Source organism: Paenibacillus sp. PastM-3 (genome assembly GCF_029893965.1).
Classification (GTDB): Bacteria; Bacillota; Bacilli; order Paenibacillales; family Paenibacillaceae; genus Paenibacillus_AQ.
The window spans coordinates 116,207-130,308 of record NZ_JARXXP010000002.1; the positions used below are offsets into that span (position 1 = coordinate 116,207).

The following is a 14,102-nucleotide window of genomic DNA, read 5'->3' on the forward strand; positions in this document are numbered from 1 at the left end:
CACATCCTTGTGGTAAACGCCAATCCGTTAAGGTCGGCCGCCCTGCCGGATCAGCGTCTAAATAATATATCGACGGCAGGCGCCTAACTGTTTAGAGCATTTTAAACATTTTCTAAAAAAATATTGCAATTCACTTTAAATGCTGATTTGCCGGTATATGCCGGCGTGATGAAATAAATAAAACCCGGAACTCTAAAACAGTCCCGGGTACAAGCTGGCCTCTGCAATTATTAATCCTGATTTCCTAATCCCCTCAGCCGGTGAATCAGGGCATTAAGATCGGACTGCTGGGGAGCAGCAGACTCGCGGTTGGTCTCCTGGATTGAGAGATAAACCTCTTTACGAAAGATATCCACATGCTTCGGCGCTGAAATACCAACCTTAACTGTATCTCCATCCACACTAAGGATTGTAATCTCAATCTGATCCTGAATAACGATGGATTCACCTTTTTTGCGGGAAAGCACTAGCACATCAGCCACCATCCTTTCCGTCTGCGGGCTGCTCCTGAAGCAGAATATGTTTGGTATGATAGGTCCGGCTATGGATCACAATCTGTTTGCCTAGCCGCTTGGCAGGGTTGAACACGATCGGAGCCAACAAGTTAATCGTTGATTGTTCGGTATTTTCATGAAGAGTAATAATACTGCGGATAAGAACCTCTACTTCAATTTGCAGCTCTGCAGCTTCTTCGTCCGGCAGTTCAAACTCATAACCCGGATAAAAATCAAAAGGATTAGTAAGCAGAAATGAAACTCCCTGCTCTTTCAATGACTGCAGGACCCAAAATGGAGTATCTTCCAATGTAATTAAAGCGTAGTCCGTTTCTTCTTCAAAACCTGGGATACCCTTGGGAAAATGATACAATTGTTCTTCACTCACTTCAAGTCTGCCCATCGACAATGTTTCTATAATCAATTGACTCAACTCCTAAATAATTTATGAAAATGGAGTAATAAGAAAAATGGCTATAGACGCGCACTCAGGCACATCTATAGCTCAAATGCTATATCTGCATATTAATTTCAGGTGGAATAAATTCCACAGAATTATACTGCTGCATGTAGATATCCAGCTTCCCGCGGGTATATTCGATCTCGGGTTCATGCCGGGTTGCCTGGATATCTACTGTGGCAGCTCTGTAACTGATTTGCGGTGCCTGAGATTCAAACCGGATTCTCACGTTATCATAAGATGCCGGTCCGCACGGATTAGGAAAAGAGTTGGGCTCTGTATCAAAACCATAAACTTCGCCAATGGAATTACCGGGTTTAAAAAATTCAGACATCCGGTTGCCCTGCTCCACCCTCCGGGCGATAGCCTGCAAATATAATTGCTTGATACCTGAATAGATACGCCCGTTCATTTCAAGCACCGTGCCCCCGTTATAAGCGGCTCGCGCCTGTTTCTGATCTATCAGAAGCACCGGACGTGTAGATTCCACACTTAGCTTTCCTGGTGTAGTTGTTATAGTAACTTCAGCCTTAGGCTGCGAAATGGAATATTGCCCGGGATCTGCATCAATACCAATAACCGCCGGTGTCTGTCGAATTTGCAGAATACCCTGCATCAGCGAGTAGCACCTCCGTTATCTAATAAAGTCTACGAGTGTGGTTGAGATGATTTTCGCTCCTACAGATAGGGAGGCATTATAAATATTCTCCTGTATCTTCGAGTTCATAATCAGTTCTTCATAACTTGCATCCTCTGTCTTGGCCTGGAGTTCCGTGAGGTTGGTATTAAGGTCGCTAAGGCGCTCCTGCATCAGCTCTACCCGGTTAGTCTTTGCACCAATCTCAGAACGGGCAGTCAGAAACTTCTCAATACGGGTATCCACATTGGCTAACTGGTCTGATACTCCAGTGATGTTGCCTGACTTCAAAGCACTTGAGATATTGTTAATGACTGTAAAAATATTATCTGCATCTGACGAGTAGCCAAATACATCATTACCGCTTAGGCTGATGGGCAGCTGAACCCCTTCACCTACGACATATTGAATCTGTCCAGGGTCTGTAGTGACAGCCTTGGTTGTATCAAAGGTTCCGTCTGCTCCCTTAACGAAATCATAAGGCTTAACATCATATTGCTCGCCATTAAAGATATATTTCCCGTTAAGCTTACTGTTTGCAATATCAACAAGCTGCTCTTTGAGCTGCATTACTTCCTCATTGATACTGTCCAAGGCAGACTGAGGATTACTTCCGGTCGCCGCCTGCACAGTAAGCTCTCTTAGACGCTGGACAACCTCACCGGCTTGTCCCAGCACCGTATCATTATAATCTAGCCAGGAGAGCGAGCTGTCCACATTCTTCGTGTACTGTTCGTTAGATGATATCTCAGCACGATAGCGCAAAGAATAGGTGATACCTACCGGATCATCCGAAGGCTTGTTAATTTTGCGGCCAGTCGATAGCTGGAGCTGCGTATCATTCATCGTGCGGGCATTTCTGTTCAAATTAAGCAGCAACTGTGAGTTCATCATATTGGAGGTTACCCTCAACATCAGCTATTCCTCCTTTTATCTGCCGACTGTGCCGGTTCCGTTAATTAATTTATCAAGCATCTCGTCATAAGTAGTCATGAAACGCGCAGCTGCGCTATATGCATGCTGAAATACCAGCATATTCGACATTTCTTCATCCAGCGATACACCGCTCACCGACTGGCGCCGCGAGTTTACCTGTTCAACCAGATAATCAGAGTTGCTGGCCTGACGGGTAGCCTCCTGTGACTGAATTCCAAGCTGTCCAACCATAGAACTGAGATAGGATCCCACAGTACCTGTTTTTGTGCCGTCAGCAGAAGTGAAAGTAGTGTTATCCTTCATATTACTGAACAATGTAGCAAGGGAATTATTACCCTTTATAACAGTAGTATTTCCGGCACTATCTGTAGTCACCCGCATTGAGGTAGCAAACAGATTCGCGTTAGCAGCTATTTCAGGATTAAGCCTCAGATTGCCTGCGGTGATCGGTTCACCGGCAATTGCCGGTGTAAAAAAGGCCCGTCCCGAGCTGCCGTCCATGGCATATCCTAACTCATGGAGGCCATTGAGTCCCTTAACCGTAGTTTTGAGATCTCCAGTCAATGGTACCGGAACTGCCGCTCCGGCAAGAAGTGTAGTTTTGGTGCCGTCTGAATGAATAATTTCCGAGTCCCGAAGAACCGTAGTTCCTGCCGGAAGCGTAGATCCCGAAGGAATCGTAACCTGAACCTCTCCATTGGCAATCGTATTAGCCATGTCATCAAGCTGCTTTTTGTAATCCGCAACATACGTTTTGCTGGAGAAAATCATCCCATAGGCTTCGCCTGCTTTGAGATCCCCGGAAGCGTATGCGTTATTCAAAAATGCACTGTCTACTGTAGCAGCCACAGCTGCTCCCTGGACAAGCGGTTGTCCGCCAAGTGAAATCGTATAACCGGCATCTGTATCAAGTACAGTAACATTAATTATTTTGGAAAGCTTGTCAGTCAGCAAATCCCGCTGGTCACGCAAGTCGTTAGCCTGATCGCCCATGCCTTCAATTTTGTAGATAGACCTGTTCAGATCAGCAATAGAGCTCAAATAGCTTTGAATCTCTTTGCCTTTAACATCAATATTGGTGTTAAGGTCCTTGTCCAGATTATCTAGCTGTGTACTCATATAGTTAATTGCATCTGTAAGTGACTGTGCCGTCTGTACAACAATCTTCCGGGCTGTAGGATCCTCCGGATTCTTACTTAAATCCGACCAGGATTTCCAAAAGTTATCAAGCACTGTCCGGATTCCTGAATCAGAAGGCTCATTCACAATGGCTTCAAGTTTATCCAGAGTATCGGATTGGATGGTCCAGTTTCCGCTTGAGGCACTCTCTCCCCGGTACTGGTCGTCCAGGAACATCTCGCGGATCCGTTGTATGGAAGTAAACTCTACGCCTGTTCCCATCTGTCCGGGCATCGCCGAATTATTCATGCCGTATGCCTCGATCGGAATAGCAGCCTTCATATTCACACGCTGGCGGGTGTAACCTTCTGTGTTTGCATTAGCGATATTATGTCCGGTTGTGTTGAGTGCAGCAGTCTGGGTAAAAAGGCTCCGCCTTGCCGTCTCTATCGAATGAAATGTGGATGTCACTGCTTATTCCTCCCTATGATTGCTCCGGCAATGCGCAATATATGAATATATAAGATTCTTTATCCGCGGGCGTCAAAAAGTCCTGAACGGCTGCTGGTATATCCTTTGTCGGCCGGATGATGATACGTAAATTCCTGATTCGGTCTCCCTACAAGCAAATCCAGGGAATAGTCTATAAAAGTAAGCGACTGCTCAATCAGCTTCTGGTTCAGCTCGTTGGCTGCCCTCAAGCGCTGTAAAGTGCCTGAAAGCTTCTGCTGTATTTGCTGCAGACGCGATTTATCTTCTGGATCAAATACAAGCCGGGACAGCTCAGTCAGATTCAGGTTCAGATTGGATCGTATGCCTACTCCCTGTAAGAAGATATAGGCAGCCTCTGCACGCTGCTCCTCAAGCTGTCCAATCAGCTTCATCAGCTTGGACTCCCGGTTCATGACGTCAATCAGGCCATCGACCCTGTTGTCCATAATCGTCTGCTTCTTGACTGCGGCCAGATTAAGCATCTGAAGATGCGTGTCATCCAGCCGCTCAAGGAGTTCAAGTAATTTCGTCAATGCCATGGATGAATTCACCTAATTCTCGGAGGATTGCTTAAAGTAGGGGGCGAGTGAGTCTGCGAGTTTAGCTGCGTCAACTTGGTAGGTACCTGCGGATACTTGCTGTTTCAGGCTCTCGATCTTGTTTGCACGTTCTGCATCAATCTTGCTGCTGTTCTGGGCTTTCAGAAGCTGAATGGCTTCATCAGATATCGAAACCTCGTCCTTGCGTGAACTTTTCTTGATCTGCTCCTGGCGCTGTGCGTCCGCACTGCGCTGATACGGATTAATGGGGTTAATTCGTCCGGTCTCGTTAATTTTCATAACTTCCACCTTCCTTTTAAAATAAAAAAGCCGATAATCTTTACTAAGTTTATCGGCCTTTATTGAATCAATCTTTATAGCTGAAAACGTTTTTTCCAAGATTTTATTAATTACGGAACTTATCAACGGCGCGGTAAGCGGATTTATTGCCGCTTTTAGGCTCATTAGCAGCAGCAGTTTCAGCTGCAGCTCTGTTTAGCTCCTTGCTTAAACGGGACCGGCAGCTGTCACACATGTGCCCTTCGCGGATCAGTGTTCCGCACACTTCGCAAGGAAGCATCATGTTCGGAGCATTCGCTATAGAAATCCGGCCTTCGCGGATAAACCGGGTGATCTCTTTAATAGGAATTTCAGTAGCATCGGACAGCTCCTGAATATTGGTGCCACGGTTCTTACGCAGGTACTCTGCACAAATCGCATATTGATTCTCAAGCTCTTTGATACAGGGCTGGCATAGATCCATAATATTCTTGACGTATAAACGGCCGCATTTGGGACAATTGTCTACATTCATTTTACCGGCGGCTCCTTCCCTTACATTTTGTGCATTGCATAGTGAACTTATGCTTAGATTACATGATCGCAAACGCTTAGTCTATGATTAGTATCGGCTAGAATTATTTTTTGGTTATTTTTGCATTAAGATCGGGCCCACGTCAGGCTATAAATCTCTGCATCTCTTCTATGACTCGCGCATATAAGCTGTACCGCTTCTGCACACGCACGAATGGTACTGCCTGTAGTGTAAATATCATCGATGATTAGAATCTGCAGTGGCCGGCCGGGATCTTGTACTTGAGACAACCAGCTGCTGATTTGTGCTCTGACTGAATTATCAGAATTTGCAGCAAAAGCATGCTTCATATCTGCGATGCGCTCTGCCCTGCTTTTAAAGCTCTGTTTGCCGGTATGGTGAGTACGGACAAGGAGCGGGAGCTGCGGAATTCCCTTGAGTCCGGACAACACATCTGCCAGGCGCTCAGCCTGGTTAAAGCCGCGCTCCATAAGGCGCGAATCCGAGACGGGCACAGGGACAAGCAGATCAGCGTGCCACAGGTTAGCTGGATTGACCTTCTTTTTTCGAAGAATGCTATGTACAGGCAACCGTTGAGATTGGACCAGTGTCAAGTTCTGGCGATGGTCTATATAAACTTTTAGCTGTATGTATGCACGATCCAGCATCAGACCCAGCAAAGGTGCAAGCCGCTCATGCCCCCTGTATTTATATCGTCCCAGCAATTCACGCATCACCTGAGTATAGGCTACTGCACTCCGGTTATAGAGAATAGGTGCAGATTGACCGCTCCGGCTGCAGTCGGGACAACCGGTGTGGCGGCCGCATGTCTGGCAGCGGGGCTGACGGATCCAGGGAATACCAGCCTCGCAGCCTGTGCAAATGCCGGGCAGCCCGGCTGACGGACGGCCGTTACTACTGCAGATCAGACAGCGGATGATTGCGGGAGCAAGTAAGGAGCGGATACCGGTTATCCAATCGCTTAAATTATTCATGGTCATTTCCTCCCTTTCAGGTATCCCCGCCTGCAGGCAATGGCATTCATCGTACGGATCTGGGCAATCGCTTTGCGCTGGGAGCTCGTCCACTGCGGAGAGAGAAACAGCACCGTGCCTGCGGGGTCTTCCTGCGAACGTCCTGCCCTCCCCGCCATCTGTACGAGTGAAGCCTCATCGAACAGACTGCTGTCTGCATCGAGAATGTAAACATCGCTGCGCGGGACAGTCACGCCCCGTTCCAGAATGGTTGTGGTCACCAGCATTCTGATCTCCCGTCCGCGGAAGGACATTACTTTGGCCGGCCGGAACGGATCCTGAGAAGAAGTACCTTCTATACGGACGTCAGGAAAAATCCGGCACAGTAGCACCAGCAGCGGCTCAATATGGGCAATGCGTGACACAAACAGAAACACCTGCGCTTCCCGTGCCAGCGATCTGCGCAACGCCTGTATAAATGCCCTGGGTAAGCCGCCTTTTTTGATACACAGATGTACCGGATTCATCGTCAAATGCTGCGGTACCGGTAGCGGATGACCGTGAAAGCGCACCGGCACCCTTGCATGCGGCAGCCTGCCGAAGCTGACCTCTCTTTGCAGCTGCCGCGGCGGCGTTGCTGACAAAAAGATAAAGGCTCCGTCCGGCTTGCAGGCTTGTCCGGCTGCAAAAGCCAGCATGGGATCGTTGTGATAGGGAAACGCATCGAGTTCGTCGATAATCACCAGATCAAAAGCCTGGTAGAACCGCATCAGCTGGTGCGTAGTGGCGATGGTAATCCGGCCCGGTATCCAGCGGTCCGGACTGCCGCCGTACAGCACGGCCAGTGACGCTGCCGGGAAGGCCCGCGCCAACCGCGGGGCCAGCTCCAGCACAACGTCGCGCCGCGGCGTCGCCACCGCTGCCCGCCCTCCGGCGGCGAGCACTGCATCCAGGAGCGGGAAGGTGATCTCCGTCTTCCCCGCTCCCGTCACCGCCCAGAGCAGGAACCGCTCTGGGCCTTCCCTGGTTGCGCGCTTCCCCCGCGCAGCCAGAAACCCCAGTGCAGCCCCGGCGGCCCCCGCCTGGGCTGCACTAAGCCCCCACCGGCGTGCCGCTACGGTGGGGCTGGTCCCGGCCGCTGTGCACCGCACGGCCGGAGAAGCCGCGCTGCGGATCAGCAGCGCGCAGGACCGGCTGCGCCCGAGCGCGAGGCAGGCCTCGCAATAGGCGCAGCAGAGCAGGCCGCACGCAGCGCAGGGCGTGCGGCCCGTGGCCGCGCTGCCGCAGCGCAGGCAGCGCGCATCCGCGCGGCGGCGGGCAGCGCCGCGCCAGAGCAGCGGCGGCAGGCGAAGCGCCGCCTGCACCGCCTTCCAGCGGATGCTGCCCACTCCGCTACAATCATCACCTTTGCCTCCACCACTCACGCTTACATGACCCACCGCGGCTTCCAGCTTAAGCCGTCCCTGCAGATGGGCAAGCTGGGCAGCAGCCCTCCAGCGCCGTTCAGCTCCTTCAGCCTGCTCTACCAGCAGGGCCTCCACTTCCGGCTGCAAAAGCGAGCGTCCGTACAGCATTGCCACAAGACTGTCTGCATAATAGCTCACTTCCCGCATGCAGCCAGGAGCATCAAACCACAAGTCCTCATCACTTCTCGGCTTCCCTGCATCACGATCACTCCATCCGGCCCGGCCATCTCCCATATCCCGCACATCGAATAGTTCCCAGGCCCACTCCTCCATCCGCTGCCCCCGGGCTGTTTCCTCTGCCCGGATCTCCCTTTTAAGAATATCTATCATACAGGCCCGCCATTCTGCTGCTGTCCATTTCTGCATAGCATTGCTGTATTCCAGCTTGTCCCTGAGCTTCACACCCCACCCGAGAGGCAGGCCGGCAGACAGCATCACAAGTCCATCCGCCTTATTGCAATTCCAGCCGTGCCCTCCCCTCCCGCTCCACCATAACCAGTCCACCGCCGGACACACCGAGATCCACAGCTTCCAGCGCCCTTCCGTTGCCGCTGCATAGACACTAACTCTCATAACATGCCGCCCCCTGCTTATAAGATAATCACCCTGTCAGCGCTGATCCTGATAAAGGCCCTGAATTACACATCCCCATCTACTGCCTATTCTTTTCTCGCCGCTATAGCTTTGGCAATCAGGAAAACACAAAAAAGCACACTCCCCCGAACTGGAGAGTGTGCTTCACCCGTTTCTTGCATATTGCATTAATATTCGCCGCGTGTCGATAGCGATCCCCTGCTTCCAGGCATCCGCAGATCTATTACGGTCTGCCGTTCCTGCATACCCTGAAGCTGCATCAGCGGTACGAATTCAATTGCAGAGCCGCTCCGGGCCAGTCTGACTGCTACAGCTACCGTGCTGTCCTTGGATTCGTCATCCATCAGAGTTACCTGGTAGGCTTTGCCCGCCCGGAATGCCCGCCAGGCAAGCATCCGGATATACCCTTCAATTACCGCCTCATGATTGCGGGTAATCAGAATATAATGAAGCCGCTTGCTGAATCGTCCGGCATGCCGGGTACGTTCCCGGTGTTTCAGGATATGAACGAGAGCTACTGCCGATCCATAAACAGCCGCAATCCATATTAACTGGGCTACCATGGAGATGCACCTCCTCTTATACCGACACTATATGCCGATGCTCCGAGGTCGGTGACTGCCCATGGTTCCCTGCGGCCTGGGAAACCCGTCTGCTCTAAAGGCTATCTTACAGCGGACAGGGTCAGACTGCCTATATCCGGGTATTTACTTAAATCAGCATTTTGCAAAATTCGAATATAACTGCGACTGAACAATACGCTGGCAGATGACAAAGAGCTCCCCTGCCGTTATGTAATGTTGTTCCGGATCATTTGGATTCTCCAAAACGCTCAGTTAACGTTATGCCGGTTATAGGGTAACCCAGCCGTATTTAATCGAGTTGATTACGGCTTGTGTACGGTCGTCAACTTCCATCTTCTGCAGGATGCTGCTGACATGGTTCTTGACCGTCTTTTCACTGATAAAGAGGTATTCTCCGATATTCTTGTTGCTCTTGCCTTCAGCCATCAGACGCAGCACCTCTGCCTCACGGCGGGTCAGCGGATTATTGTCGCCGGCAACGAACTTCACGCCTGCTTCCTTGACCGGAGTCTCAGCCATGGCACCTGTTTCGTTAAGGTAAGTCATACGGCGCAGCTGGTTGATCAATTTACCGGTAACTTTGGGATGAATGAACGCATGCCCTTCACATACTGAACGGATGGCATTGATCAACGACTCCGCTTCCATATCCTTCAGCAGATAGCCGTTGGCACCCTTGCGCAGTGTCTCGAATACATAACTCTCATCATCATGAATTGACAGAATGATAACCTTTACATCCGGGAACATTTCCCGGAGCTTCTGTGTAGCTTCAACACCATTTTCAACAGGCATATTGATGTCCATCAGCACAATATCCGGTTTGTTGACGTTGCAGAATTCCAGCACCTGAATACCGTCACCGCATTCACCGATAACCTCGATGTCGTCCTCCATATTTAAAATCCGTTTAAGCCCTTCGCGAAACAACTGATGATCATCGGCCAAAAGTACTTTTATCGGCAATTTGCCAGAGCTTTGGTTCTCCATCACATTACTCCTTCCCCTTTTCCACATTTGTCGGAATGTGAATTACGATTGTTGTTCCCTGATTCTCCGCTGACTCGATTTCCATCCTGCCTTCAAGCAGCTCTACACGCTCCCGCATGCCGACCAGCCCGAAGCTTTCCCGGCTGCCCTGCTCGCTAACCTTTTTTACATTGAACCCCAGGCCGTTATCCTTTACGACAATCTTGATCAGCTGCGCCTGATAAGTGATTTCTACCAGAACGTAACTCGGATAAGCGTGCTTCGCAGCATTGGTTAACCCTTCCTGCACAAGCCGGTAAACTGCGGCTTCCATAGCGGAAGAAAGCCGGTGCTCCTTGCCCCTTGTTTCGAAGGTGGTACGGATTTTGGTTTTTTCCTCAAAGTCATGCACATACTTGCGGAGGGTTGGGATCAACCCAAGGTCATCCAGCGCCATTGGACGCAAATTAAAAATAACCTTTCGCATTTCTTCCAGACTGTAGCGGACCTGTCCCTTTAAATCTATTATTTCGTCCTGCACCAGGCCAAATTCCTGCTTTACCAGCATTCTTTCTACAATTTCCGTCCTTAGGACTAGATTCGCCAGCATTTGAGCAGGGCCGTCATGAATTTCCCGGGCAATTCTTTTGCGTTCCTCTTCCTGGGCCAGAATAATTTTCAGCCCGATCAGCTGCCTGTTTTTTGCCGTTTCGACAATTCGTGTGACTTGTCCCATTTCTCCGGCCAGGTAATCGATAACAACGCTCATTTGCGAACCGATGGATTCTGCACGCTCAACAGAATTTTCGACACTGCGGACCCGCAGCTGCAGCTCATCCCGCCTGCTCCGCAGATAGATCTCACGTTCCCTTGTCATCATAAGCTCAAGCTGCAGCTCGGTCGCCTTTTCGTAGGCAACCCGGATATCTTTCTCCGAATAACGGACAAAATCACGGCTGACCTCGGTCAGCCGGATCCGTGAACGGTGATACTGCAGCTCCAGCTTATCCACTTTTTGCAATGTTTCATCCGTTTCTTCCATAACCCTCTGCAGTTCTTTTGTGAGTGCAACAAGCTCGTCCCGGGCAACATGCATTATTTCAAAAATCTGATACTTGCTGCTCTCCATCACGTCGATGGTATTCTTAATGACGCGATCTATCGCATCGGCCTGAAATTCCACGGATGCTTGCCCCATTTCTATCGGATCGTATTAAAGGCTTTCCTTTATACTAACATATCACGATTCGATAGTTACGGTCTTCGTTTTCTGTTCCCATTTTACGGTCAGTCCAAGCTGCTCCGAGACGAGTCTAAGCGGTACTAAAGTCCTGCCGTCTAGGATTAAAGGAGCTACTTCAGCACTTTGACGCTTCCCGTTCAGTACATATTCCTTTTTGCCGACAGTCAGGTCGAGCGCCTTCGCCCCCCGCAGAACCATGATTTTCTTGGTGCTCTGATCCCAGGCTGCGCTGCCGCCGAAGACATCCACTACATATTTAATCGGAATATAAGTGGTGTTGTCCTTAACGATCGGAGCGACATCAATCGCTTTTTTGGTGCCGTTAACCGTCAGGGACTTTGAACCGATGACCATGGAGGCCGCTGCCTTCGGAAGTCCTGCTTCACTGGACAGCGAAGGCATAACAAAGGAAATATTATCAAAGCCTACCGTACCGGTCTTGGCCCGTTCGTCCTGCCCTTCCTCTACATTGACTACATATACTCTTTTGAGCGTTGCCGGGAACTTGATGCCCGAGCCCGACAGGTCAATGTTCAGGCTCTTCCAGCCATTCCAGTCAATCACTTTAGCCAGATCCATGTATGCTGTTGTTCCTGCATTGTCAACAACCTCAGCCCGCAGCCAGTTAAGGCTCATATCGCCCATAACATCAAGCGACATCGAGGTTGCCGCAGCCGGGATACTCTTGCCGGTGGTACCGTTGAACTGGGCATAGGCATACATTTTTCCGCTGCCCGCCGTCATGTCATAGCTGAGTGACAGCACCTTGGAGCCCGCACGTTCAGCTGATCCGGCCACAACCGCTGCCGTTCCGGTGACGCCCGCAGCATTTGTAGTGAAGGCAATCGGATAGTTCACATTTTCGAAATCTTCCCAGGCTGTGGCTGCTGCTGTAGACAGTACAACCGCTGTACTGAAGCCGTCATACCGGGCAATCGCATAGCCTGTAGTTACGCCTGCATTGACCGAATTAACCGTAAGCTTGCCGTTCTGAACACTCCCGTTAAAACCGACCATTTCCCATTTCAGCGCCGAAGCCGGCACAGTCAGGGTCGCTCCGCTTTTAGAGACTGCTGTAACAGGGACCGATACGGTCGTGCCCGCTGTCAAGGGAGCTGTAGCTGTGCCCACAGACAGGCTCGCCAGGTCTTCCCCTCCCAGAACGGTTACCTTCGTGGAGGCACTTGCTGCTCCGCTGGTAGCGGTCAGTGTGGCCGTTCCGGCTTTGACAGCCGTTACTTCACCAGCGCTGACAGTCGCACTGCCGTTGCTCGAAGTCCATGCCGGGTTACCCGAGGCCACATCTATCGGATTATAGTAGGTATCATAGCCTTTTAACGTATAGCTGGCTTTTTGTCCTATCAGCAGCACCGGGCTGCCGCTGATCTTGATTCCTTTTACCTCTCCCTGCGGAGCGGAAGTATATACTCCCAGGCCGTTGACAATGCTACGCTGCTCTGTACCGTATTCTGTATTGAAGGTAAGTGTAGTCGCCGTTTCGGCCAGCGGGCGGTCTACCATGGTTGTAGAACCCCCTCCGTCAAGGTTCAATCCCTTCCAGACCCCGATATTGGTCATAAAGGATTGCAGCTCTGTCAGTGACATCCCGGCGCTGTTAGCATTATCCTCTACCGCAATCAGATAGACGTAACGGCCGTCCTGGGAATATCCCAGCGCTGTCCTTGCCCGGTAGCCGCCGATACTGGAAGTCGAACGCGAGAAGGCTGCCGCCTTGCCGCCATTAACCAGAATGGTATGTCCGCCGATCATCATTTGCAGACTGGCCGGATCTACGGACTGCTGGGTCGTTTTGGATTTCAGCGAGTATACACTGCTAAGCTTCTGGCCTACCGCCAGATGGGACTTGACGAATTGTGCAGACAGACCGTGAGTCCGCAGGATGTATGCACCTTCCGGAACGGCTATGGGCAGTGCCGCATCCAGAGAAATTTGCGTAATAACATCATTCTGCACCAGCACCTCAGTCGGTGTTGTTGAGCTGTTCTTTGGCCGGTCCAAAGCGGTCCAGGCATCAGTATAAATATAGGCGGCATTGGCATGGCTGTACGTGGAACTGCCGCCTTCCGGGCTATAAGCCCCCTTGTTAATACCGGATAACGGGAACTGAGACCCGTCCTCTGCAGTAACAAGACCCTCAAACGTATATTCATCAATGACCGGCTTACGGTCCTTGGTTAGTGCGAAGGCATACATTCCATCCAGCTGCGAAGGTGTCGATACCAGGACTCCGCCGGATACCTGCCCTCCGATCGGTGCCCCCTCACCCCCGGTATTGAAGTAATCCCCGTTAATAGCCGCTACTGCTCCCGTTTCCGCCGCCATACCGCCCGTACTCTGCCGGGTAGTCAGGTTACCGCCCTTGCCGGTCATTACATCCAGGGAAACGTAAGGATTGCTCAAATCCACACGGATGACATCCGCCAGTCCGGTTGCGCTTTTGCCTGAACGCAGTGCGGTGTATTTATATTCCATCATCATCGCTCCGGAGGTAATGACCTCTTCACCCAGCTTCGTAACTGTAAAAGAACTGGCAGCCGCCTGGGCTACAGATGCTGTACCTGCTCCCAAACCCGGCAGTCCCTCACTTCCAATCACCGGCATAATCCAGAGCACTCCGGCCAATGATGCTGCAATCCAGCGTTTTGCCGCCGGCTTTCCTGTTCCCCGTCCTGGCTTCTTGTCACTGTTCCCCATGAAAACTTCACTCATTTCAGTGTAACTCTCCCATCTCTTTTAATAATCGCACTCTTTCATTGTCCA

General features: G+C 50.8%; 14 protein-coding genes. All 14 read right to left on the reverse strand.

The window, feature by feature from the left end:
- Window positions 1-230 precede the first annotated feature (230 nt).
- The 14 genes from csrA to M2108_RS04450 all read right to left on the reverse strand — a co-directional run bounded on the left by csrA (window position 231) and on the right by M2108_RS04450 (window position 14,051).
- Complete coding sequence (gene csrA, locus M2108_RS04385; RefSeq protein WP_277468327.1) at window positions 231-473, reverse strand: carbon storage regulator CsrA; 243 nt, start codon at window positions 471-473, stop codon at window positions 231-233.
- 1 nt (window position 474) lies between these two features.
- Window positions 475-918: a flagellar assembly protein FliW gene (locus M2108_RS04390; RefSeq protein ID WP_277468221.1), complete on the reverse strand. Its 444-nt coding sequence runs from the start codon at window positions 916-918 to the stop codon at window positions 475-477.
- 88 nt (window positions 919-1,006) lie between these two features.
- The gene (locus tag M2108_RS04395) at window positions 1,007-1,570 is read right to left on the reverse strand and encodes a DUF6470 family protein (RefSeq protein ID WP_277468220.1); all 564 of its coding nucleotides are present in this window, start codon (window positions 1,568-1,570) and stop codon (window positions 1,007-1,009) included.
- An 18-nt stretch (window positions 1,571-1,588) separates the two neighbouring features.
- Window positions 1,589-2,506 carry a flagellar hook-associated protein FlgL gene (flgL, locus tag M2108_RS04400; RefSeq protein ID WP_277468219.1) on the reverse strand — a complete coding sequence of 306 codons (918 nt, stop codon included), beginning with the start codon at window positions 2,504-2,506 and terminating at the stop codon, window positions 1,589-1,591.
- A 15-nt stretch (window positions 2,507-2,521) separates the two neighbouring features.
- On the reverse strand, window positions 2,522-4,117 hold the full coding sequence (gene flgK, locus M2108_RS04405) for a flagellar hook-associated protein FlgK (RefSeq protein ID WP_277468218.1): 1,596 nt from the start codon (window positions 4,115-4,117) through the stop codon (window positions 2,522-2,524).
- Window positions 4,118-4,176: 59 nt separating this feature from the next.
- Window positions 4,177-4,677, reverse strand: coding sequence for a flagellar protein FlgN (locus M2108_RS04410; RefSeq protein ID WP_277468217.1), 501 nt, complete (start codon window positions 4,675-4,677; stop codon window positions 4,177-4,179).
- Window positions 4,678-4,689: 12 nt separating this feature from the next.
- Entirely contained in the window at window positions 4,690-4,977 is a 288-nt protein-coding gene (gene flgM, locus M2108_RS04415; protein ID WP_277468216.1) for a flagellar biosynthesis anti-sigma factor FlgM, read from the reverse strand.
- A gap of 106 nt (window positions 4,978-5,083) precedes the next feature.
- Window positions 5,084-5,491: a TIGR03826 family flagellar region protein gene (locus M2108_RS04420; RefSeq protein ID WP_277468215.1), complete on the reverse strand. Its 408-nt coding sequence runs from the start codon at window positions 5,489-5,491 to the stop codon at window positions 5,084-5,086.
- Window positions 5,492-5,616: 125 nt separating this feature from the next.
- Window positions 5,617-6,486 carry a ComF family protein gene (locus M2108_RS04425; protein WP_277468214.1) on the reverse strand — a complete coding sequence of 290 codons (870 nt, stop codon included), beginning with the start codon at window positions 6,484-6,486 and terminating at the stop codon, window positions 5,617-5,619.
- 2 nt (window positions 6,487-6,488) lie between these two features.
- Window positions 6,489-8,504, reverse strand: coding sequence for a helicase-related protein (locus M2108_RS04430; RefSeq protein WP_277468213.1), 2,016 nt, complete (start codon window positions 8,502-8,504; stop codon window positions 6,489-6,491).
- Window positions 8,505-8,692: 188 nt separating this feature from the next.
- On the reverse strand, window positions 8,693-9,088 hold the full coding sequence (locus tag M2108_RS04435) for a glycosyltransferase family 2 protein (protein ID WP_277468212.1): 396 nt from the start codon (window positions 9,086-9,088) through the stop codon (window positions 8,693-8,695).
- A 288-nt stretch (window positions 9,089-9,376) separates the two neighbouring features.
- Entirely contained in the window at window positions 9,377-10,099 is a 723-nt protein-coding gene (locus M2108_RS04440) for a response regulator transcription factor (RefSeq protein ID WP_068728002.1), read from the reverse strand.
- 4 nt (window positions 10,100-10,103) lie between these two features.
- Window positions 10,104-11,261 carry a sensor histidine kinase gene (locus M2108_RS04445; protein WP_277468326.1) on the reverse strand — a complete coding sequence of 386 codons (1,158 nt, stop codon included), beginning with the start codon at window positions 11,259-11,261 and terminating at the stop codon, window positions 10,104-10,106.
- Window positions 11,262-11,318: 57 nt separating this feature from the next.
- The gene (locus M2108_RS04450) at window positions 11,319-14,051 is read right to left on the reverse strand and encodes a stalk domain-containing protein (RefSeq protein WP_277468211.1); all 2,733 of its coding nucleotides are present in this window, start codon (window positions 14,049-14,051) and stop codon (window positions 11,319-11,321) included.
- Window positions 14,052-14,102 lie beyond the last annotated feature (51 nt).

Coding starts and splice junctions, on each gene's coding strand:
- M2108_RS04420 (WP_277468215.1), bottom strand. CDS start 5,491: ATGAATGTAGACAATTGTCCCAAATGCGGCCGTTTATACGTCAAGAAT.
- M2108_RS04435 (WP_277468212.1), bottom strand. CDS start 9,088: ATGGTAGCCCAGTTAATATGGATTGCGGCTGTTTATGGATCGGCAGTA.
- M2108_RS04440 (WP_068728002.1), bottom strand. CDS start 10,099: ATGGAGAACCAAAGCTCTGGCAAATTGCCGATAAAAGTACTTTTGGCC.
- flgL (WP_277468219.1), bottom strand. CDS start 2,506: ATGTTGAGGGTAACCTCCAATATGATGAACTCACAGTTGCTGCTTAAT.
- M2108_RS04450 (WP_277468211.1), bottom strand. CDS start 14,051: ATGAGTGAAGTTTTCATGGGGAACAGTGACAAGAAGCCAGGACGGGGA.
- M2108_RS04425 (WP_277468214.1), bottom strand. CDS start 6,486: ATGAATAATTTAAGCGATTGGATAACCGGTATCCGCTCCTTACTTGCT.
- M2108_RS04410 (WP_277468217.1), bottom strand. CDS start 4,677: ATGGCATTGACGAAATTACTTGAACTCCTTGAGCGGCTGGATGACACG.
- M2108_RS04430 (WP_277468213.1), bottom strand. CDS start 8,504: ATGAGAGTTAGTGTCTATGCAGCGGCAACGGAAGGGCGCTGGAAGCTG.
- flgM (WP_277468216.1), bottom strand. CDS start 4,977: ATGAAAATTAACGAGACCGGACGAATTAACCCCATTAATCCGTATCAG.
- M2108_RS04395 (WP_277468220.1), bottom strand. CDS start 1,570: ATGCAGGGTATTCTGCAAATTCGACAGACACCGGCGGTTATTGGTATT.